We start from the raw sequence: 20,160 nt of genomic DNA on the forward strand, positions 1-20,160 counted from the left end.
CTACCTCAAAGCCCGTTGGCGCGGAACTTCCCGTCGAGAAATGTTTTCGCCCGCGGCACGTCGTCCTCGGTCAGATGCTCGATGATAACAGGGATGTTCGGGTGCTTCTCACTGAGCCGCTGCAGATAGAGATCGTAATTCAGCGATCCCAGCCCGGGCGCCGGCAGCTCGATCTCGCCGACGCCGCGGAAGGTCAGCCCCTCATGCGCGTCCGCGTCGCCGATATCGGCATGCTTCTCGGTCTTGTCGCTGCCTGAGCGCTTGACGTCCTTGGCGTGCGCGATGCGGATCTTGTCGGCCAGCGTGTCGAACACCTGGTTCAGCACCTGGTCCATGCGGTCGATATTGTGCGCCTCGAAATAATTGGTCGGATCCATCAGCAGGCCGAGGCCCGGATGGTCGACCTGCGCGAACATTTTGACCGTCTCCTCGACCGAACCGACGACATTGTTGACATAGGTTTCGAGCAGGAACACCGCGCCATGGTCATAAGCCGTCTGGGCAAGATCCGAGATCACCTTGCGGCATTCCTCGAAGCCTTCCTCGGTCTTGTTTTTGGGATGATGCACCCAGTCGGATTCGGTGTTGTAGGTGCCGGTCTCCGAGATCACGTAGGGCGAGCCGAAGTCGCGCGCATTGCGGATGATTTCCTTGAGATAGCCGACGCGCTTCTCGCGCTCGGATTTGTCGGGATGGATGATGTTGGTGTAGCCCGAGATGCAGCAGACCGGCAGATTGTGGTCGCGAAACGTGTCGCGCACTGTCCTCGCCTTGTCCCCGGTGATCTGCCCGGCCGAGAGATCGACATCCCTGAAATGCATGTCGAGCTGCACTGTGTTGAAGCCGAGTGCACGGATGCGGCGGGCGGCCTCCGCGAGCTCATAGGGGAAATAGCCGGTGAAGATACCTGCCTGCATCATGATGTGAACTCCTCCCGGTAAGCGATTCAGCCGCCACACTATTCGGCGGCATGTTCAGTCGATCGATATCTCGGACAGTTTGACGGTGCGGCCTTGCGCCATCGAGCGGTAGCCCGCCTCGACCAGTGCCATTGTCTTGACGTTATCGGCGACGGAGAGCGCCGGCGGCGCGCCTGTCTTCACCGCATGCTGCAATTGCTCCATCACGCCGATGAAGGCATGCGGGAACCACATCGTGTCCCAGCTCGGGCTGACCCATTCGCCGCCGGTCGTCTCGGTCGAGGCATAGGTCAGCGTCGAGGCCACGCCTTTCGGCCAGCCGATCGTGCCTTTGGCGACACCCTTGGTGCCGTCGACGCGCCAGTTGATGTGCTGGTCGTCCAGATAGCCCTCCTGGCGCGGTCCGGACCAGACATCCTCCAGCGACACGGCGAGCACGCCGGAGGGAAAGCGCAGCGTCGAGACGGTGATGCCGTCGGTATGTTCGAATGTCGTGCGCGGGTCCTTGCGTGTCAGCGTGGTGATTTCCGAGGGATCGCCGAACAGGAAGCGCAGCACGTCGAGATGATGCACGCTCATATTGGCCAGCGTCAGCCGGTCGTAGTCCTGAAGGAAGGTCTGCCAGTGCGGGATCGCATGCATGTCGATCTGCGCGAAGACGATGTCGCCCAGCGCGCCGCTGTCGATGATCTGCTTCAGGACGCGCATCGACTGGTCGTAGCGCATGTTCTGGTTGACCGAGAGGATCTTGCCGGACTTTGCGGCTTCGTCGCGCAGTTTCACGGCTTCATCGACCGACAGCGCCAGCGGCTTCTGCGCCAGGATCGCCTTGATGTGAGGCTGCTTCAGCGCATGGCGGATCAATGCCGGCTGCTGGTCGGGTGGAAAGGCAAGGTCGACGATCTCGATCTCGGGATTCTCGATCAGTTGTTCCGGCGTGTCGTGGATGGTCGGAATGCTCCAGCGTGCAGCTACCTTCTCGGCGCTGGCCTTGGTGCGCGAAGCGATGGCGACGACTGGGAAACCGGCCTGCGCATAGGCGGCAAGATGGCATTCGGCCATGATCATGCCGGCGCCGATGCAGCCGATCCGGTATTCGCTGGCGCGAACCCTTACATCCGGCTCGAAACCCTGGCCTGCCATCCATTCCTCCCTTGGACGACAGGATATAACGCCATAGCCGGCCCATCAGCCAAGGTCCGCTCCATCAATTCCCATCAGAACCATGACGGGGTGACGGTGCGAACTAGTTTGCGGCAATCAGCACGGTGCTTTCCGGCGACCAGCTGAGCACCACATCCTGGCCTTCCGCCAGCCGGTCATTGCCGGTGTTCTGGACGATCACCTTCAGCATCTGGCCGGCGCGTTCGACGAAATAGGTGCTGTTGTTGCCGGCGAAGATGCGCTTGGAGACCTGACCCTTCAGCGCGTTGGCATTGGCCGCATCCGCAACCCCGGCATCGGTGGCGATGCGAATGCGTTCGGGACGCACGGCGCAGCTGGCCTTCGTACCGGCGGCAAGCCGATCACCCACCCCGGCGGCAATCGCCGTGCCGTCCGGCAGGCGGATGCCGTTGCCGGTCGCATCGCCGCGAAAAATGTTGGCGTCGCCAAGGAAGGTGGCGGCGAACTCGCTCTTCGGCCGGTCGTAGATCTCCTCCGGCGGCCCTTCCTGCACGAGCCTGCCGTCGCGCAGGATGCCGATGCGGTCGCTCATCGTCAGCGCCTCTTCCTGGTCGTGGGTGACGAAGATGGTGGTGATGCCGATCTCGCGCTGGATGCGCTTCAGCTCGATCTGCATGTCGACGCGCAGCGCCTTGTCGAGCGCGCCGAGCGGCTCGTCGAGCAGCAGCACGCGCGGCTTGGTGACGATGGCGCGCGCCAGCGCCACACGCTGGCGTTGGCCGCCGGAGAGCTGGTGCGGCCGGCGCTCGCCGAGCTTCCCGAGTTGGACGAGATCGAGCGCGCGCTGCACTTCGGTGGCGATCGTCGCTTTCGTTTCGCCGCGCACCGACAGGCCGAAGGCGACATTGTCGGCAACGCTCATATTGGGAAACAGCGCATAGTTCTGGAACACCATGCCGATGCGCCGCTTTTCGACCGTCACGCGTTCCACACTCTCGCCGCCAATGGCAATGCGGCCAGTATCGGGAAAGTCGAAGCCGGCGATCTGGCGAAGCAGCGTGGTCTTGCCGCTGCCCGATGGGCCGAGCAACGCATAAAAGCCGCCATCGGCGAAATCGATGGAGACGTCGTCCAGCGCCTTGTGCGCGCCAAAACTGCGCGAGACGTTCGATACATGCACGCCGGCCATTATTTCTCTCCGCCGAATTTGAAGAAGCGCGCCGTGAGCAGCATCAGCGCCATCGACACGACGATGATGATGGTCGAGACCGCGTTGATCTCGGGCGTGAACCCCTTGCGGATCGCGGCGTAGATTTCGACCGGCAGCGTCGTCTGCCCCGGCGTCGCCAGGAAGTAGGAGACGACGAACTGGTCGAACGACACGGCAAATGCGAACAAGCCGCCGGCAATGACGCCGGGCATGATCCACGGCAGCGTCACACGCCTCGTCACTTGCCACTGGTTGGCGCCGAGCGAGCGCGCCGCCTCTTCCAGCTCCGGTGCAAAAGTCTGCAGCCGGGCCGAGACGACGACGATGACATAGGGCAGCGCCAGCGCCACATGGCCGAGCAGGATGGCGAACAGGCCGCGGCCAATGCCGACGCCGAAGAAGAAGATCAGCATCGCCGTGCCGGTGATCAGCCACGGAATGGCGATTGGCGGAAACAGCAGCGCCTGCAGCACTTTCTTGCCGCGGAAATCATAGCGGAACAGCGCTAGCGAAGCGGCCGAGCCAAGCACCACTGAGATGAGCGTGGTGATGACCGCGATCTTGAGGCTGTTCCAGGTGGCCGCGATCAGCTGGTCGTTCTGCCAGAGCGAGGCATACCATTCCGTCGTCCATTCGAACGGCAATTGGTAGAAGGGCGAGACGTTGAACGACATCAGCGCCATGATGATGATCGGCAGATAGAGGAAGGCGAGCAGCAGGAAGATGTAAAACCGGCCCAGCCCTTGGAGGATGCGGGTGGTCTTCATCACGCGGCCCTCTTCAGCACCGGCGAGGCAACTGCGAGGATGACCAGCACGACGGCGAGCAGGATGAACGACAATGCCGCACCAAGCGGCCAGTTGAACACGGCGACGAACTGGTCTTCGATCACCGTGCCGTAGAAGGTGCCGGTGCGACCGCCGAGAATGCGCGGCTCCATGAACGAGCCGACGACCGGCACGAAGATCAGTGCCGCACCTGCCACCAGGCCGGGCATAGACAGCGGGATGATCACCCGCTTCAGCACCTGCAGCCGCGAGGCGCCGAGCGAGCGCCCGGCCTCGATCAGCGAGTCGTCGATTGCCTGCAGCGTGAGATAGCAGGTCAGCACCATATAGGGCACGTAGGAGTGCACCAGGCCGATGATGATTGCGGGATAGGAATACATCAGGTCGATGTTGATCTTGAACGGCAGCACGGCGTTGAGCGCCGTGTCGAGGATGCCGCCCTCGCGCAGCACCATCGCCCAGGAGAAGATGCGCACCAGCCCGTTCGACCAGAACGGCAGGATGACCAGCAGGAAGATCGCCTCGCGGCTGCGCCCCTTCAGCACCTTGGCCAGCACATAGGCGGCGGGGTAGCCGATGACGACGCACCACAAAGTCACTTCGAGGCCGAGCCGCAGCGAAGCGAGCAGCAGCGTCAGGTACAGGCTCTGCGAGAAGAAGGCGGCGTAATTGCCAAGGGTGAACGCCCACGGCTTTCCCGACAGCGGCAGGTCGGTCATGAAGGAGAAGAATACCATGGCCGAGAGCGGCAGGAAGATCGCCACCGTCAGCCAGAGATAGGCCGGCGCCAGCAGCGGCAGGGCCGATCTCAGCCCGCTGCGCGACGCGACCGCACCCTGTACTGCCATGATACCCTCCTCCCCAGGATTGAAGGGCCAGCCGGCGCCAACCGCCGGCTGGTCCGGACGTGAGCGTTACTTCACGTCGACTTTGAGCTGCTGCCACAGCGCCAGATAGGCCTCGCGCTGCGCGTCGGTGATCGGCGCCTGGAACTGGATGCGCTTGGCCACCTCGGGATCGCCCATCACCTTGCGGTTGAAGGAGTCTTCAGGCAGCGCTTCCACCGCCTTGGTGTTGGCCGACACCGGCGCGCCGACCTTGGTGACCCATTCGACATAGAATTTCGGATCGATCATCCAGTTGATGAAGGCCTGCGCACCCTCGACATTCTTCGAGCCCACGGGAATAGAGAACGCGTCGAGCCAGGCGACGGCGCCTTCCTGCGGAACGACCAGCGAGACCGGCAGCTTGAAATGCGTCTTGGCACGGTCGGCCGAGCCGCTCCAATAGGTGCCGATGTCGATCTGGTTGGAGGCGACCATCTGGTTCCAGTCGTTCTCCGAGCTCCAGAACGTCTTGATCTGCGGCATCAGCGAGGTCAGCTTCGCCTTGACCGCTTCCATATCCTTGATGTCGTTGATATTCTGACCGGTGGCGATGGCGCCGAACTGCACCGCTTCGACAGCGTCGTCGCGAATGACGACCCGGCCCTTATGCGCTGGGTCCCACATTTCGGCGATCGAGGTCGGTGGCTTGTCGAAGGACTTTTCGTTGATTGCCAGCGCCGTCAGGCCCCACACCCACGGCACGCCATAGACCTTGCCGTCATGGTCGAGCATCGGCGATTGCGCCTTGTCCTTGCTGATGTCGGCATAGTTCGGCAGCTTCGAGACATCGATCGGCTGGATCAGCTTTTCCGCCATCGCCTGATCGTTGAAGGCGGCGTTGATCATGACCACGTCATAGAGGCCCGGATTGGTGCGGATCTTGGTCAGCATTTCCTGTTCGGAATTGAAGAAGTCGTTGACGACCTTGTTGCCGGTCGCCTTTTCGAAGGCTTCGATCGCCCACGGCTCGTCGGCGCCGTAGCCCTTCCAGTTGAGCACATGCACTTCGGCGGCACTGGCGGCCAGCGTGAGCGCGGAGGTGATGACGGCGGTCGCCGTCAGCAGGGCAGTCAGTCTTGGCATGCGCATGTTCGTTCCTCTCTTGTTTGCCCGCTTGGCGGGTCAGGCTGTCTGATGGGCCTTCTGGTTCTGGCCCGGCTCGCCCGTGGCGGCCTGGCTCAGGAAAGTCTGGATCTCGCTGTCGGTCGGCGCCGATGAGCCGCCATGGCGGGTGACGGAAAGTGCTGCCGCCGCATTGGCATAGCGCGCCGCCTCGAAGGGATGCACGCCGCGCGAGAGTGCACTGACGAAACCGCCGATATGGGTGTCGCCGGCGCCATTGGTGTCGATGGCATCGACCTTGAAGCCGGCAATGGTCTGCGTCTCGCCATTGACCAACCTCACGAAACAGCCCTTGGCGCCGGCGCGGATAACGACGCCTTCGGCCTTTGGGCAGTGGTCGGCGAGCAGCCGGGCGGCGAGTGCCTCGACATCGCCTTGCCCAGCGATCTCGACCGCTTCCGTCATGTTGCAGCTCAGCCATGTCGTACGGGCAAGCACCCGCGACAGGATGGGACGTGGGATATCCGCGATGACCGGCGTTGGATCGAAAACGAAGGGAATGTTTTCTGGCAGCGCCTCGATCCAGTCGGTCAGCGCGTCGCGGCTGCCGGAATAGCTCAGCGTATAGCCCGACGTGAACACCCAATCATCAGGCGCGACCGCCACGGGCCTCATCATCTCGAGGCTGAGAATGCTCTCCGCACCGGGCCACGACACGAAGGTGCGCTCGGCATCCCCGGAGATCATGGCGACGCAATTGCCGCTGTCCATGACCGGCGATGGCGACGTCAGCGTTATGATGCCTTCGGCCGCAAACGCGGCGCGCAAAAAATCGCCATTCGGTCCGCTGCCGAGCTGGCCGCCGAACACCACCGTCATGCCGGTGCGGCTGGCCGCGACCATCATGTTGAAGCCGCCGCCGGCGACCTGCGCAAAGCTCGACGCGGTCTTCTCGCAGCCCGGCGCCGGCAAGGCGTCGATGCGGTAGACATAGTCGACGACGGCGCTGCCGATATGGACCAGACGCCCACTCATGCCGCGGCATCCTTGCTGGCCTTTGCCGTGCGCGCCGCGACGAGGTCTTCGGCAAGCGAGCGCACCTCCCCCATATCTATGCCGACGAGCCCGGCAATGTGTTGTTGCGGCAGTTGCGAAAAGCCGACGCAGGCGCCGGCCATGCCTGAGGCAATCGCGCCGATCGTGTCGGTGTCGCCGCCGAGATTGGCGCTGATGATTCCCGCTTGCCAGGGATCGCCCTGCGCGACTTCAAGCACGGCGAAAGCTGCCGGCACGGACTCCTGGCTGGCCACACCGGTGCCGACGAGATCGGTGATGAGCCCGATCGCATCCCGCATGGTCTTGCCGCGCACGAGCTCCTGCGCCCAGGCGATACGCGCGGCGATATCGCCACCAGTCACCCAATGTCCGAGCCGGGCGCCTCGCCGCGCGGCTGCTACCGCGCTGTCGGAAGCGGCACGCCAGTCGCCACCGGCGACGCCGTGGCTGGCGGCGGCGGCAACTGCTGCGGCCGAAGCGATGGCGATCGAAGTGTTGTGCGTGGCACGGCAAGTTTCGGCCACCTTGGCGACGAAAGCGTCGAGCGGTTCCAGCGGCATCATGATGCCGACCGGCGCGATGCGCATGGCCGCGCCATTGGTGTCGCCCCGGCTTCCCGCCTCTTCCGCCGGCACGCCGTCATTGATGGCGTCGATGGCGCGCTTGGTCGATGGTCCCAGCAGGTCATAGCTGCCGCGCGCCTTGACCTCGCGCTCCCAGTCGAGCAGTGCGTTCACCCAGCGCGCATGATCGAAGCGGTCGCCGGACTGGACCAGAATGCGACCAAGCAGCAGCGCCTGTTCGGTATCGTCGGTGATGGTGCCGGCAACGAGCCCCTTCGACACCGGATGATCGGCAAACGGCGCCACGAAATCCTCGACATGGCCGTATAGCTCGGCGATCCGCGCCGGCGACAGAAGCTGCGTCGGCATGCCCAGCGCATCACCGAGCGCCCCACCGACAAGCGCGCCCATGGCGCGATCGAGCGTGTCGTTGGTTCTGTCCGGCATCGCTCAAAACCTCATATGCAGCGCGAAATGCGCCGGGTTGAGCAGGCTGGTTACATATTCGATCGGCCGGTCGTCAGCCGCACGCGTCAGCCGGCGTCCGCGCAGGAACGGCGTGCCTTGCGGGCAGCCGAGAATGGCGGCGTCTTCGGCATTGAGCATCTCGATGCCCACCCATTCCTCGCCATGGTCTGGGATGAGGCCGGCGCCGCGCAGCGTCTGGTGCAGCGAGCCTTCGCGCAGACCGCGCAGCGGCACGTCCTCCAGTTCGGGCGACAGCGGCAGGCGGCTGCGTTCGATGGAGATCGCATGGCCGTCGCTGGCATTGGTGCGCACCCGGTCGACGGCGATGAAAAACGGGCTTTCGATGCCAAGCAGCGCGGCGAGATCGGCATCCTCGATCACTTCAAGCCGCAGCGTCCGCGTCTCGGCATTGGCGCCGGCATTGGCCAGCGCCCGCGACCAGCCAATGCTGTCATCGACCGGCTTGCCGTCGAAAGTGACGAAGGAGCCGATGCCGACCTTGGTCGTGATCAGCCCACGGCTGGACAACTCCTCGAGGCCCTTGCGGACCGTGTTGCGGCTGACGGAAAAGCGCTGGACGAGTTCGTTCTCGCTTTGCAGGCGGTCGCCGAAGCCAAGCACGCCGGAGCGGATCTCATGTTCGAGAACGGTGGCGATCTGCTCGGGCTTGCCCGTGCCGGGAGAAAGGTGAACCGCGCGCCGCTTCATATGGGTACCTGTTCAGTAAACCTGTATAGTCCTGTTCGATATTGGAGTTGAAGGGCGACGTCAACGATATATTTGGATTCACGCATATGCGTTGTGCTCAGGTGCCCCGGGCATCGTTTGTTCGCATGGCGACGCTAACCGCGCAGGGCGTCCCGTCTCCGAGACAGAGCTGGGGCAGCGCTTCCCTCAGGCGATTAGCCTTGCGCTCACACGAAGAAAAATTCCTCAATCCGTTGCTTGGCCGTCCGCAGCGCTGGCAGGATATTCCGCTCCATCGCCTCGACGGAGAACCGCGCCGACTGCGTCGAGACGTTGATCGCCGCCACGGTCTTGCCGGCGCGGTCATAGATCGGCACCGCTATCGAGCGCAGGCCAAGTTCCAGCTCTTCATCGACGACGGCAAAACCATCCGCCCTCGCCGCGTCGATGGCCTTGGCCAGCGCGGCGCGGCTGGTGATCGTCTTCGGCGTGCGCCGTTCGATCCTCGCCTCTGCAAGCAAGGCCTTCAGCTCATCCGCGCCCAGCCCCGCAAGCAGGACGCGCCCCATCGAGGTGCAATGCGCCGGCAGCCTGGTGCCGACATCGAGCGAAACGCTGAGGATGCGGCGGCCAGGAATGCGCGCGACATAGACGACTTCCTCGCCCGACAGCACCGCCGCGTTACAAGCCTCGTCGAATTGGCCCGCGACGTCGCGCATGATGGATGCCGCGAATGTCCACAGCGAGGCGCCGCCGAGCCAAGAGCGCACGATGGCGAGCAGGCGCGGCGACAGCGAAAACTGCCGGCCGGATTGCGTGGCATAGCCGGTGGCGGTCAGCGTCAGCAGGAAGCGACGCGCGCCGGCGCGGGTCAGCCCCGCCTCCTCCGCCATTTCGGTCAGCGTCATCCCGGCCGGATGCCGGGCCAGTATCTCCATGACTGCAAGGCCGCGCTCCAGCGAGCCGACATGGTCGCGCGTCTTTGCCTTGTCCTCCATGCGGCCTCCGCAAGACAATGCGTCGCCTTGACTCGTCTCGGCGGCGCGATGTAAAAATATCTCATACAAAACAAATGTTCGCAATACGAACTTTTTGAACTTCGGAGTTCTTGGCGATGGTCAATTTCCTGCCGCTCAAACAGGCCGTGGCTGAGAACCTGCATGATGGCGATACGGTCGCCTTCGAAGGCTTCACCCATCTGATCCCGACGGCGGCGGCGCATGAGGCCATCCGCCAGGGCTTTCGCGACCTGACGCTCATCCGCATGACCCCCGACCTGATCTACGACCAGATGATCGGCATGGGCATGGCCAAGAAGATCATCTTCTCCTATGTCGGCAATCCCGGCGTCGGCCTGCTGCGCCGCGCCCGCGACGCCATCGAGAACGGCTTCCCCCGGTCGATCGAGATCGAGGAGCACAGCCATGCCGGCATGGCCAACGCCTACGAGGCGGGAGCTGCCGGCCTGCCTTGCGCGGTGTTCCGCGGCTATCGCGGCGCCGGGCTGGCGGCAGTCAATCCCAACATCCGCTCGGTCACCTGCCCGTTCACCGGCGAGGTGCTTGCCGCCGTTCCTTCCATCCGACCGGACGTGACCTTCATCCACGCTCAGAAGGCCGACAAAAAAGGCAATGTGCTGGTCGAAGGCATTATCGGCATCCAGAAGGAAGCGGTGCTCGCGGCCAAGCGCGCCGTGGTGACGGTAGAGGAAGTCGTCGACAATTTCGACGACCTGCATCCCAACCTCACCGTGCTGCCGCGCTGGACCATCGCTGCGATCTCGGTGGTATCAGGCGGTTCGCATCCCTCCTACACGCACGGCTACTATGCCAGGGACAACGCCGCCTATCTCGAATGGGACGACATCGCCGCCGACCGTGAAAAATTCCAGGCCTGGATGCAGGCCAATGTCCTCGAGCGCACGGCGGACGATTTCGCCGGCCGCGTAAAGCATCTGAGGAGCGCGGCATGAGCGGCTTTACTCCCAATGAGATGATGACGATTGCCGCCAGCCGAGCCCTGAAAAACGACGATGTCTGCTTCGTCGGCATTGGCGCGCCGTCGGCCGCCTGCAACGTCGCGCGACTGACGCATGCGCCCGACATCACGCTGATCTATGAAAGCGGCACCATCGGCACCGCGCCCGATGTTTTGCCGCTGTCGATCGGTGACGGCGAACTTTGCGACACCGCCGTCACGACCGTCTCGGTGCCGGAGATGTTTCGTTACTGGCTTCAGGGCGGCCGCATTTCGATCGGTTTCCTCGGTGCCGCCCAGCTCGACAAGTTCGGCAACATCAACACCACCATCATCGGCGACTATGCGCGTCCCAAGACCCGCCTGCCCGGCGGCGGCGGCGCGCCGGAGATCGCCACCTCGTCGAAGGAGATCTACATCACGATGGCGCAGTCCAAGCGCGGCATGGTCGAGAAGATCGACTTCTTCACCTCCTTCGGCCATGGCGACGGCGGCAATCATCGCCAGCGCCTCGGCATCGACACATCAGGGCCGACGCTGCTGATCACCGACCTTGCCATCTGGAAGCCCGATCCGGTGAGCAAGGAATTCACCGTGGTGTCGCTGCATCCCGGCGTGACTCGGCTTGAGGTGCAGGACAGCTGCGGCTGGATCGTAAAGTTCGCCGACGCGCTTGACGAAACGCCGGCGCCGACGGAACTCGAGCTGACGACATTGCGTGACCTGCAGGCCCGCACCAAGGCGGCGCATGAGGGAAGCGGAAAAGAAAAGGCCGCATGACATGACCGAGGCATTCATCTGCGATTACATCCGCACCCCGATCGGCCGTTTCGGCGGCTCGCTGTCGTCGGTGCGGGCCGACGATCTTGGCGCCATCCCGCTGAAGGCGCTGGTCGAGCGCAATGCCGGCATCGACTGGCAGGCTGTCGACGACGTCGTCTATGGCTGCGCCAATCAGGCCGGCGAGGACAACCGCAATGTAGCCCGCATGTCGCTGCTCTTGGCCGGGTTGCCCAAGGAAGTTTCGGGCGCGACCGTCAATCGCCTGTGCGGCTCCGGCATGGACGCGCTCACCATTGCCGCCCGCGCCATCAAGGCGGGCGAAGCCGAGTTGATGATCGCCGGCGGCGTCGAATCGATGAGCCGCGCGCCCTTCGTCATACCCAAGGCCGAGACCGCCTTTTCACGCCATGCCGAGATCCATGACACCACCATCGGCTGGCGCTTCATCAACCCGCTGATGAAGAAACAATATGGCGTCGATTCCATGCCGGAGACCGGCGAGAACGTCGCCGAGGACTTCCAGGTGTCGCGCGCCGACCAGGATGCGTTTGCCGTGCGCAGCCAGGACAAGGCCGTCGTAGCACAGGCCAATGGCCGGCTGGCGAAGGAGATCACCCCGGTGACGATCCCGCAGAAAAAGGGCGATGCGATTATCGTATCGAAGGATGAGCATCCGCGCGCCGGCACCACGGTCGAGTCGCTGGCCAAATTGCCGACGCCGTTCCGCCAGGGCGGCACCGTCACCGCCGGCAACGCGTCCGGCGTCAATGACGGCGCGGCGGCGCTGATCATCGCCTCCGAAGCGGCTGTGAAAAAATACGGCCTGACGCCAATCGCCCGCGTTCTCGGCGGCGCTGCTGCCGGCGTGGCGCCGCGCATCATGGGCATCGGCCCTGCCCCGGCGACACAAAAGCTCTGCGCCCGCCTCGGCCTGACGCCGCAGCAATTCGATGTCATCGCGCTCAACGAAGCCTTCGCCTCCCAAGGCCGCGCCGTGCGCCGCCAACGCGCCAGCGCCGTGTATGGGGAGCACGTCAACCCCAATGGCGGCGCCATCGCGCTTGGCCATCCCTTGGGCATGTCGGGCGCGCGCATTGCAGGCACGGCAGCGCTGGAACTGCGCGAACGCAACGTCGGCTATGCGCTCGCCACCATGTGCATCGGCGTCGGCCAGGGCATCGCGGTGGCGCTCGAACGGGTTTGATGGCTTCAGCCAATCAATACGGCAGTCCGACATAATTCTCCGCCAGGGCGGCCGACGCTGCCTGCGAATGCACGAGATAGTCGAGCTCGGCTTCCTGGATGCGCTGGCCGAACTCGCCCGTATCGGGAAAGCGGTGCAGCATCGTCGTCATCCACCAGGAGAAGCGCACCGCCTTCCACACTCTGGCCAGCGCCTTGGCTGAATAGGCCTCGAGCCCGCTTGGTGATTTGTCCAGATAGAATTCGCGAAGCCCGGCAAAGAGATAGCGCACGTCGCTGGCGGCAAGGTTGAGCCCCTTGGCGCCCGTCGGCGGCACGATATGGGCGGCGTCGCCGACCAGGAACAGCCGGCCGAAGCGCATCGGCTCGGCGACGAAGGAGCGCAGCGGCGCGATCGATTTTTCGAAGGACGGGCCGGTAACGACGGCGGCTGCGGTCTGTTCCGGCAGACGACTGCGCAACTCGTCCCAGAAGCGACCGTCGCTCCAGGCGTCGACCTGTTCGTCAGCCGGGACCTGGACATAGTAGCGGCTGCGATGCGTCGACCGCATCGAGCACAGCGCAAAGCCCCGCTCATGGTTGGCGTAGACCAGTTCGTGGTCGGCCGGCGGCACTTCGGCCAGCACGCCGAGCCAGCCGAAAGGATAGGTCCGCTCGAAGGTTTTCAGCGCCCGCCCAGGCGCCGATTTGCGGCTGACGCCGTGATAGCCGTCGCATCCGGCGATGAAGTCGCAGTCGATGCGATGGCCGACGCCGTCCTTCCCGTAGGTGACGTAAGGCGCTTCGCCATCGAAACTATGCAGCGCGACGTTGGCCGCCTCATAGACGGTGGTCAGCCCGGCCGCCTCGCGCTTGTCCATCAGATCGTGCGTCACTTCGGTCTGACCATAGACGGTGACATGCTTGCCGCCGGTCAGTGCCGTGAGGTCGAGCCGGTGCAGGCCGCCGCCGAACGCAAGCGAGATGCCGGCATGCAGCAGGCCCTCGGCATGCAGCCTTACAGCCGCGCCCGCCTCTTCGAGCAACTCGACGGTGCCTTGTTCGAGCACCCCTGCCCGCACCCGGCCAAGCACATGCTCCCGGCTCGAACGTTCGAGGATCACCGTCTCGACGCCAATGGTGCCGAGAAGCTGGCCAAGCAGCAGCCCGGACGGTCCGGAGCCGACAATGACAATCCGGGTGCGCATCAGTGTCCCAGGCTTTCGATCTGTCCGGCGAGTTCGGCGGCGAGCCGTAGCGCAGCCGCGGTCGCTATAGCCATTTGCGGCAAGAGCAGCCATTCCAGCGTCCAGGCAGCACCGGAGCGCTCCTGCTCATGCACCAGGGCCTGGTGCATGCCGGAAAGCTGGGTGGCGTTGAAGCGCGCCAGCGTCACCAGCACTTCCGCCTTCACCGGGTTCTGCTTGTGCGGCATGGCCGATGAACCGCCGCCGCCGGACAGCTTGATGTCGGTTCCACCTTGCGCCATCAGCGCAATGTCCTGGCCGAACTTGCCGAGGCTGCCGGTGATGAGCGATAGCAGCCCGGCGAATTCGGCCAGCGCATCCCGCTGGCTGTGCCATTGCGGCGCGTCGCCAAGGCCGAGCTTTGCGGCAAGGGCCGCGCGCACGGCAGGTCCTTTGTCGCCCAGCTTCTCCAGCGTGCCGGCGGCGCCGCCAAACTGCACCACGAGCAGACGCTTGGATTGCTCCGACAGTCTCTGCTGATGCCGTTGCAGCGGCGTGCGCCACACCGCCACGCGGTCCGACGCCTGAATTGGGATCGCCGGCTGCATGCGCGTCATCGCTGTCAATGCACGGCTGCCAAAACGTTCTTCCAGCCCCACCAGCCGCAGAATGTTTTCAGTCAGCAGCAGGTCGAGATGTTCAATGAGCCGGCGCAGCCGAAGCACCAGGCCAGTGTCGATGACGTCCTGGCTGGTTGCGCCGAAATGCACGCCGGCGTCGTGCGGCGCCCCGACCGCTGCCTTCAACTGGCGCACCAGTTCGGGCACGATCACGCCATCCTTCGCCACACCGGCCCGCAGCCGCGCGGTGTCCGGCTTGTATGACAACAGGACAGGTACAATCGCCGCGGCGGCATCCGTGCCGATAATCCCGCTTTCGGCTTCCGCTTGCGCCAGCGCGCGCTCGAAATCGAGCATGGCGGCGATTTCCCCATCCACCGAAAAATGCCGAGCCGCCTCCTCGTCGCCAAGCAGGCCGGAAAGCAGCGGATGGTCGAAGGGCGATACGGTCATGTGCTGGTTTCCTCCGTCAGCTGTCGAAGAAGACCGTTTCCTTCTCCCCCTGGAGATGGACGTCGAAAATATAGTCGTCGCCTTGCCGCTCGGCGATCAGCGTCGGCACGCGCACCTTGTGCTCGATGCGGGCCAGGATCGGATCCTCGGCATTGGCCTTGGCCTCGTCGGAGAAATAGAGCCGCGTGTGGAGGCCGATATTGATGCCGCGGGCGACGATCCACAGGCTGATATGCGGCGCCATCAGCCGGCCGTCGCCATACGGCACGCGTCCCGGCTTGATCGTCTGAAAACTGCACAGGCCGGTTTCCATGTCGGTCGGCTGACGGCCCCAGCCCTGAAAATCCGGATCGGCATCGCCGCGCAATTCGGCCGGCGAATTGTAGAAGCCATTGGCATCCGCTTGCCAGATCTCGATCAACGCATCCCTGAGCGGCGTGCCGGTGCCGTCGAGCACGCGAATGCGCAAACCGATGCGGTCGCCCTTGGCGTTGTCGTTGAGCATCGTGGCGCCCAGGTCTGTCGGGTAGACGCCGCCGATACCGCCGAAATTCGGCGTCAGCCCGATATGCACGTAGGGCCCGGCGGTCTGCGACGGGCTCTCCTTCAGCCGGGTCAGCGATTGCGCCATCAATTGCCCTCCGGACGGTTTTCGAACAGCGAGGCGCGGCGTCCGCGCAACACGATGTCGAACTTGTAGGCGCGCGCGTCGAACGGGATCGTCGCCTGCATGTCGAGCGCGGCGACCAGCGTCTCAATCGCCGCCTTGTCGCGGATACCGCGCACGATCGGGCATCGCCAGATCAGCGGGTCGCCCTCGAAATACATCTGGGTGATCAGCCGCTGTGCGAAGCCGTGGCCGAACACCGAGAAATGGATGTGCGACGGCCGCCAGTCATTGGGCCCGTTCGGCCAGGGATAGGGACCTGGCTTCACCGTGCGAAAGGCATAACCGCCATCGGCATCGGTGATGGTGCGGCCGCAGCCGCCGAAATTCGGATCGAGCGGCGCGAGATAGCCGTCCTTCTTGTGGCGGTAGCGGCCGCCTGAATTGGCCTGCCAGAATTCGAGCAGCGCGCCGGAGACGCCCTGGCCGCGCTCGTCGAGCACGCGGCCATAGACGATGATACGCTCGCCGATGGCGCTCTCGCCGGGCTTTGCGAAATTGTGGATCAGGTCATTGTCGAGTTCGCCCAGCATGGCGTGGCCGAACACCGGACCGGTGATTTCCGACGCCGTGTTGTCGAAGGCCAGCAGCGCCTTTTGCGGCGAGCGCAACACCGACGTCTTGTAGTCGGGCGTCAGCGCCGGCGGATGCCAGCCGCGGTCGCGCTGGAAGAAGGCTCCGCTCTCGGGCCTGCGGTTCGAGCCGGCATCAGCTGGCATGGCCAGCCCTGCTTCCGTCCATTTCCGAAAACACCTCCTTGGCGATCCTGAAGGCGCGGTTGGCGGCCGGCACGCCGGCATAGATCGCGACATGCAGGAACGCTTCGCAGATATCGTCGCGCGACGCACCGGTGTTGGCGGTGGCGCGCACATGCATGGCGACCTCTTCATCATGGCCAAGGGCCGCCAGCAATGCCAGCGTCACGATCGAGCGTTCGCGCCTGCTGAAGCCCGGACGCGCCCACACAGTGCCCCAGGCTGCCTCGGTGATCAGCTCCTGGAACGGCCGGTCGAAATCGGTGACGGCATCCTCGCTGCGATCAACATGAGGGTCGCCGAGCACCGAGCGCCTGACGGTCAGCCCGGTCTGGTATCTGGTTTCGTTTTTGGGCAGTTCATCCATGGGTCTGCTTTCTCAGGGGAAGCGCCGCGACGAAATCGCGGATGAGGGTGGTCAGCGCCTTGGGCTGTTCGACGCAAGGGATGTGCGCGGCGTCACGAATGATTTCGAAATGTGCGCCTGGGATCAGATCGGCCAGCCAGCGGACGAGATCCGGCGGCGTCGAGCCGTCCTGGTCGCCAACGACGCAAAGCGTGGGTACCGCGATCCCCTGCGCGGCCTCGGTGAAATCGGCATCGCGCACCGCGGCGCAGGTGCCGATATAGCCGGCGACGGCTTGCCGGGTCATCATGTTCCAGTAGCCGTCGAGCTCGGCGACACGGTCCGCGTGGAAGGCAGGCGTAAACCACATTTTGAGCACGGCATCGGCGATGGCCTGGATGCCTTTGCTTTCGACCGTTTCGATGCGGGTGTTCCAGCTGTCGGCAGTGCCGATCTTGTGGGCGGTGTCGCACAGGATGAGGCCGTCGACGATTTCGGGGCGCCGGGCATAAAACCCTTGCGCAATCAGGCCGCCCACCGACAGGCCGCACAGCACCGCATTGTTCAGTTCGAAATGATCGATCAGGCCCGACAGATCATCGACATGCTCGTCGATCGAGCTGACGCCACCAATGTCGGACAGGCCATGGCCGCGCTTGTCGTAGACCAACGCAGGCATTTCACCACCCAGTTCGGACAACACCTCGTCCCAGATGCGGAAGTCGGTGCCCAGCGAATTGATGAACACGATCGGCCGCGCATTTCCCTTCGCCTTGATGTGGCGATGGTGCAGCGTGATGCCGCCAATGTTGACGAATGGCACGATTTCGATCCTCCGTGTTCACATTGCACAAGGCATTTGGTTTGGTAAAATGATATTTTACGCCGTTTCATTAACTGCTAGGTTATGAGAACATGTCCGAAAGCCGCATAAGGTTCCGTCACCTGCAGGCATTCCTTGAGGTAGCGCGGCAAGGCAGCGTGGCGAGGGCGGCCGACTTTCTCCATGTCAGCCCACCGGCCGTGACCAAGACGTTGCGCGAATTGGAGGAGGCGCTTGGCATCGCTGTCGTCGAACGCGACGGCCGCGGCATCAGGGTGACACGGCTTGGCGAAATCTTTCTCGGCCATGCCGGCACGGCGATCACGGCACTGAAGCGCGGCGTCGATTCCGTCCGCCAGGACGGCGCCATCAACCGGCATCCGATCCGCATCGGCGCGCTGCCTACAGTGTCGGCCAAGGTGATGCCACGCGCCATAAGCCTGTTCCTGAGTGAAAATACCGGTGCTGCGATCAAGATCGTCACCGGCGAGAACGCGGTCCTGCTGGAACAGTTGCGCGTCGGTGCGCTCGATCTCGTCGTCGGCCGGCTTGCGGCGCCGGAAAACATGACCGGCTTCTTCTTCGAGCATCTCTATTCCGAACCGGTGCTGTTCGTGGTGAGGGCCGGCCATCCGCTGCTGCAGCCGGGCCAGGACATCTTCGCCCGGCTCGATGAATTCCCGGTGCTGATGCCGACGCGGGAGTCGGTCATCCGCCCGTTCGTCGACCGCCTGTTCATCACCAACGGCATGACGGCGCCTGCGACCGAGATCGAGACCGTCTCGGATTCCTTCGGCCGTGCCTTCCTGCGCCAAAGCAATGCGGTCTGGATCATATCGACAGGCGTCGTCGCCAACGAACTCTCCAGCGGCGCCTTCGTCGCCTTGCCCGTCAACACCGAGGAAACCAAAGGGCCGGTCGGCCTGACGATGCGGACCGACACTGCGCCTTCGCCGGCCTTCACCATCCTGCTGCAGACAATTCGCGAGGCGGCCAGCCAGAACGCCTGAGCACCTTTCGCCAATCTGGCGCAGAGCGGGCCTTCAGCCGTATTTCCATAACCTGTTGGTTAACGAAACACCGCAAAATATCATTTTACCAAACCAAACACCTAGGGCACTGTGACGATGGGAGGATCGAAATCGTGCCGTTATCGGCATTGGCGGCGTTCCGCTGCCGCCTCAAGGCCTGCCGGGGCGATCTCCGATCTTAAGAACGGGCGGCATCGATTTTGAGCAGGCCGGCGGTGACCTCCAGGTGCGTCAGGAAAGGGAGGAATACCAGCATGACCTCAAGCAAATCCGGCGTCTCGCGGCGCCAGTTCATCGCCACATCGCTCGCCGGCGGCGCGGCACTTGCGCTCAGCCGCGGCCAGGCATTCGCGCAGGCCGCCGACACGCTGAAGGTCGGCTTTGTCAGCCCGCGCACCGGGCCGCTCGCCGGCTTCGGCCAGACCGACGGCTATGTGCTCGATCTCGCCCGCAAGGCGCTCGCCAACGGCCTCGACATCGGCGGCAAGAAATACAGTGTCGAGATCATCGACCAGGACACGCAATCCGACCCGTCGCGCGCCGGCCAGCTCGCCAAGGACCTCATCAACAACCAGGCCGTCGACCTGATGCTGGCGGTGTCGACGCCGGAGGTGATCAACCCGGTCGCCGACGCCTGCGAAGCCGCCGGCGTGCCTTGCCTCTCCACCGTCATGCCGTGGGAGGCCTGGTATTTCGGCCGCGGCGCCAAGCCCGGCGAACCCTCGCCGTTCAAATGGACCTATCATTTCGGCTTCGGCGTCGACGAGTTCTTCCGGACCTACATCTCGCAATGGAACCTGATCGAGACCAACAAGAAGGTCGGCGTTATGTATCCCAACGACGCCGACGGCAATGCCATCCGCACCCATCTGGCGCCGTTGCTGGCAAAGCAGGGTTTCACCATCGTCGATCCCGGCGCCTACGAGACCGGCACCACCGACTATTCCTCGCAGATCGCGCTGTTCAAACAGGAAGGCGTCGAGATCTTCAACTCCTTCCCGATCCCGCCGGACTTCGCCGCCTTCTGGCGCCAGGCCGCGCAGCAAGGCCTGATCAAGCAGATCAAGATCTGCCAGGTCGCCAAGACCGGACTGTTCCCATCCGACATCGAGGCGCTCGGCGATCTCGGCAACAAGATTTCGAGCGCCGCTTACTGGCACAAGGCCTTCCCCTACAAGTCGCCGTTGACCGGCGTGTCGGGAACCGAACTGGCCGACGGCTATGAGGCCGCAAGCGGCAAGCAGTGGACGCAGCAGCTCGGCGCCTCGATGTCGCTGCTCGACGCCGGCTTCGAGGCGCTGAAGGCAAGCACCGACGCCAAGGACAAGGCGGCCGTCGCCAAGGCGCTGAGCACGCTCAACACCGAGACCATGATCGGCAAGGTCGACTTCACCAGCGGCCCGGTCGCCAATGTCTCTCCCGGCCCGATCATCGGCACCCAATGGGTGGCGGCCAAGGAAGGCGGCAAATTCCCGCTCGACTACGTCGTGACCGAGAACGCCACCGACCCGAAGGTTCCGGTCGAGGCCAAGCTCCAGCCGTATAACAGCTGACGGTCGGTTACGGGGAT

Annotated in this window: 21 protein-coding genes; 5 read left to right on the plus strand and 16 right to left on the minus strand. The window is 64.0% G+C overall.

The genetic code is table 11. From position 1 onward, the window contains the following. Window positions 1-5: 5 nt before the first annotated feature. The 10 genes from NKJ80_RS15875 to NKJ80_RS15920 form a co-directional block, all read right to left on the minus strand. Entirely contained in the window at window positions 6-920 is a 915-nt protein-coding gene (locus tag NKJ80_RS15875; RefSeq protein ID WP_352497896.1) for a sugar phosphate isomerase/epimerase family protein, read from the minus strand. A 54-nt stretch (window positions 921-974) separates the two neighbouring features. After that, window positions 975-2,063, minus strand: coding sequence for a Gfo/Idh/MocA family protein (locus NKJ80_RS15880; protein WP_352497897.1), 1,089 nt, complete (start codon window positions 2,061-2,063; stop codon window positions 975-977). 103 nt (window positions 2,064-2,166) lie between these two features. Next, window positions 2,167-3,234, minus strand: coding sequence for an ABC transporter ATP-binding protein (locus NKJ80_RS15885; protein ID WP_352497898.1), 1,068 nt, complete (start codon window positions 3,232-3,234; stop codon window positions 2,167-2,169). Continuing rightward, window positions 3,234-4,022, minus strand: a complete 789-nt coding sequence (locus NKJ80_RS15890) for an ABC transporter permease (RefSeq protein ID WP_352497992.1) — start codon at window positions 4,020-4,022, stop codon at window positions 3,234-3,236. Before NKJ80_RS15890 ends, NKJ80_RS15885 begins: the two co-directional genes overlap by 1 nt. Further along, the gene (locus tag NKJ80_RS15895) at window positions 4,022-4,891 is read right to left on the minus strand and encodes an ABC transporter permease (protein WP_023702159.1); all 870 of its coding nucleotides are present in this window, start codon (window positions 4,889-4,891) and stop codon (window positions 4,022-4,024) included. Before NKJ80_RS15895 ends, NKJ80_RS15890 begins: the two co-directional genes overlap by 1 nt. A 66-nt stretch (window positions 4,892-4,957) precedes the next feature. Then, window positions 4,958-6,019 carry an ABC transporter substrate-binding protein gene (locus NKJ80_RS15900; protein WP_023687931.1) on the minus strand — a complete coding sequence of 354 codons (1,062 nt, stop codon included), beginning with the start codon at window positions 6,017-6,019 and terminating at the stop codon, window positions 4,958-4,960. Between the two features lie 33 nt (window positions 6,020-6,052). Beyond that, the gene (locus NKJ80_RS15905; RefSeq protein WP_352497899.1) at window positions 6,053-7,027 is read right to left on the minus strand and encodes a PfkB family carbohydrate kinase; all 975 of its coding nucleotides are present in this window, start codon (window positions 7,025-7,027) and stop codon (window positions 6,053-6,055) included. Next, on the minus strand, window positions 7,024-8,058 hold the full coding sequence (locus tag NKJ80_RS15910) for an ADP-ribosylglycohydrolase family protein (protein ID WP_352497900.1): 1,035 nt from the start codon (window positions 8,056-8,058) through the stop codon (window positions 7,024-7,026). The genes NKJ80_RS15905 and NKJ80_RS15910 overlap by 4 nt, the downstream gene beginning before the upstream one ends. Window positions 8,059-8,061: 3 nt before the next feature. Beyond that, window positions 8,062-8,787 carry a GntR family transcriptional regulator gene (locus NKJ80_RS15915; protein ID WP_352497901.1) on the minus strand — a complete coding sequence of 242 codons (726 nt, stop codon included), beginning with the start codon at window positions 8,785-8,787 and terminating at the stop codon, window positions 8,062-8,064. A 206-nt stretch (window positions 8,788-8,993) separates the two neighbouring features. Continuing rightward, window positions 8,994-9,764: an IclR family transcriptional regulator domain-containing protein gene (locus NKJ80_RS15920; protein WP_352497902.1), complete on the minus strand. Its 771-nt coding sequence runs from the start codon at window positions 9,762-9,764 to the stop codon at window positions 8,994-8,996. Window positions 9,765-9,880: 116 nt separating this feature from the next. On the opposite strand from NKJ80_RS15920, the gene NKJ80_RS15925 reads away from it, so the two are divergent. Genes NKJ80_RS15925 through pcaF form a run of 3 tightly spaced genes read left to right on the plus strand, consistent with a single transcriptional unit; the run spans window position 9,881 to window position 12,730 of the window. After that, window positions 9,881-10,738: a CoA transferase subunit A gene (locus NKJ80_RS15925; RefSeq protein WP_023702154.1), complete on the plus strand. Its 858-nt coding sequence runs from the start codon at window positions 9,881-9,883 to the stop codon at window positions 10,736-10,738. Continuing rightward, window positions 10,735-11,523: a CoA-transferase subunit beta gene (locus NKJ80_RS15930; RefSeq protein ID WP_352497903.1), complete on the plus strand. Its 789-nt coding sequence runs from the start codon at window positions 10,735-10,737 to the stop codon at window positions 11,521-11,523. The genes NKJ80_RS15925 and NKJ80_RS15930 overlap by 4 nt, the downstream gene beginning before the upstream one ends. Before the next feature lies 1 nt (window position 11,524). Next, window positions 11,525-12,730 carry a 3-oxoadipyl-CoA thiolase gene (gene pcaF / locus NKJ80_RS15935; RefSeq protein WP_352497904.1) on the plus strand — a complete coding sequence of 402 codons (1,206 nt, stop codon included), beginning with the start codon at window positions 11,525-11,527 and terminating at the stop codon, window positions 12,728-12,730. A gap of 13 nt (window positions 12,731-12,743) precedes the next feature. Here pcaF and pobA read toward each other — a convergent pair whose 3' ends face one another. The 6 genes from pobA to pcaD are packed head-to-tail and all read right to left on the minus strand — an operon-like array spanning window position 12,744 to window position 17,559. Continuing rightward, on the minus strand, window positions 12,744-13,916 hold the full coding sequence (pobA, locus tag NKJ80_RS15940) for a 4-hydroxybenzoate 3-monooxygenase (protein WP_023748111.1): 1,173 nt from the start codon (window positions 13,914-13,916) through the stop codon (window positions 12,744-12,746). After that, window positions 13,916-14,968 (minus strand): 3-carboxy-cis,cis-muconate cycloisomerase, encoded by a 1,053-nt coding sequence (locus NKJ80_RS15945; protein WP_352497905.1) that lies wholly within the window; start codon window positions 14,966-14,968, stop codon window positions 13,916-13,918. Before NKJ80_RS15945 ends, pobA begins: the two co-directional genes overlap by 1 nt. Window positions 14,969-14,984: 16 nt before the next feature. Beyond that, window positions 14,985-15,599 (minus strand): protocatechuate 3,4-dioxygenase subunit alpha, encoded by a 615-nt coding sequence (gene pcaG / locus NKJ80_RS15950; protein ID WP_023668155.1) that lies wholly within the window; start codon window positions 15,597-15,599, stop codon window positions 14,985-14,987. Beyond that, window positions 15,599-16,354, minus strand: coding sequence for a protocatechuate 3,4-dioxygenase subunit beta (gene pcaH, locus NKJ80_RS15955; RefSeq protein ID WP_023696240.1), 756 nt, complete (start codon window positions 16,352-16,354; stop codon window positions 15,599-15,601). The genes pcaG and pcaH overlap by 1 nt, the downstream gene beginning before the upstream one ends. After that, window positions 16,344-16,757 carry a 4-carboxymuconolactone decarboxylase gene (gene pcaC / locus NKJ80_RS15960; protein WP_023685273.1) on the minus strand — a complete coding sequence of 138 codons (414 nt, stop codon included), beginning with the start codon at window positions 16,755-16,757 and terminating at the stop codon, window positions 16,344-16,346. The genes pcaH and pcaC overlap by 11 nt, the downstream gene beginning before the upstream one ends. Then, complete coding sequence (gene pcaD / locus NKJ80_RS15965) at window positions 16,750-17,559, minus strand: 3-oxoadipate enol-lactonase (RefSeq protein ID WP_023691336.1); 810 nt, start codon at window positions 17,557-17,559, stop codon at window positions 16,750-16,752. The genes pcaC and pcaD overlap by 8 nt, the downstream gene beginning before the upstream one ends. Window positions 17,560-17,651: 92 nt before the next feature. Here pcaD and pcaQ point away from each other — a divergent pair, with 92 nt between their 5' ends. Together pcaQ and NKJ80_RS15975 are read left to right on the plus strand one after the other, a co-directional pair. Further along, window positions 17,652-18,569 carry a pca operon transcription factor PcaQ gene (gene pcaQ / locus NKJ80_RS15970; RefSeq protein WP_023685275.1) on the plus strand — a complete coding sequence of 306 codons (918 nt, stop codon included), beginning with the start codon at window positions 17,652-17,654 and terminating at the stop codon, window positions 18,567-18,569. A gap of 275 nt (window positions 18,570-18,844) precedes the next feature. Beyond that, the gene (locus NKJ80_RS15975) at window positions 18,845-20,143 is read left to right on the plus strand and encodes an ABC transporter substrate-binding protein (RefSeq protein ID WP_023702148.1); all 1,299 of its coding nucleotides are present in this window, start codon (window positions 18,845-18,847) and stop codon (window positions 20,141-20,143) included. Window positions 20,144-20,160 lie beyond the last annotated feature (17 nt).

This window comes from Mesorhizobium sp. M0030 (assembly GCF_040323695.1).
Lineage (GTDB): Bacteria > Pseudomonadota > Alphaproteobacteria > Rhizobiales > Rhizobiaceae > Mesorhizobium.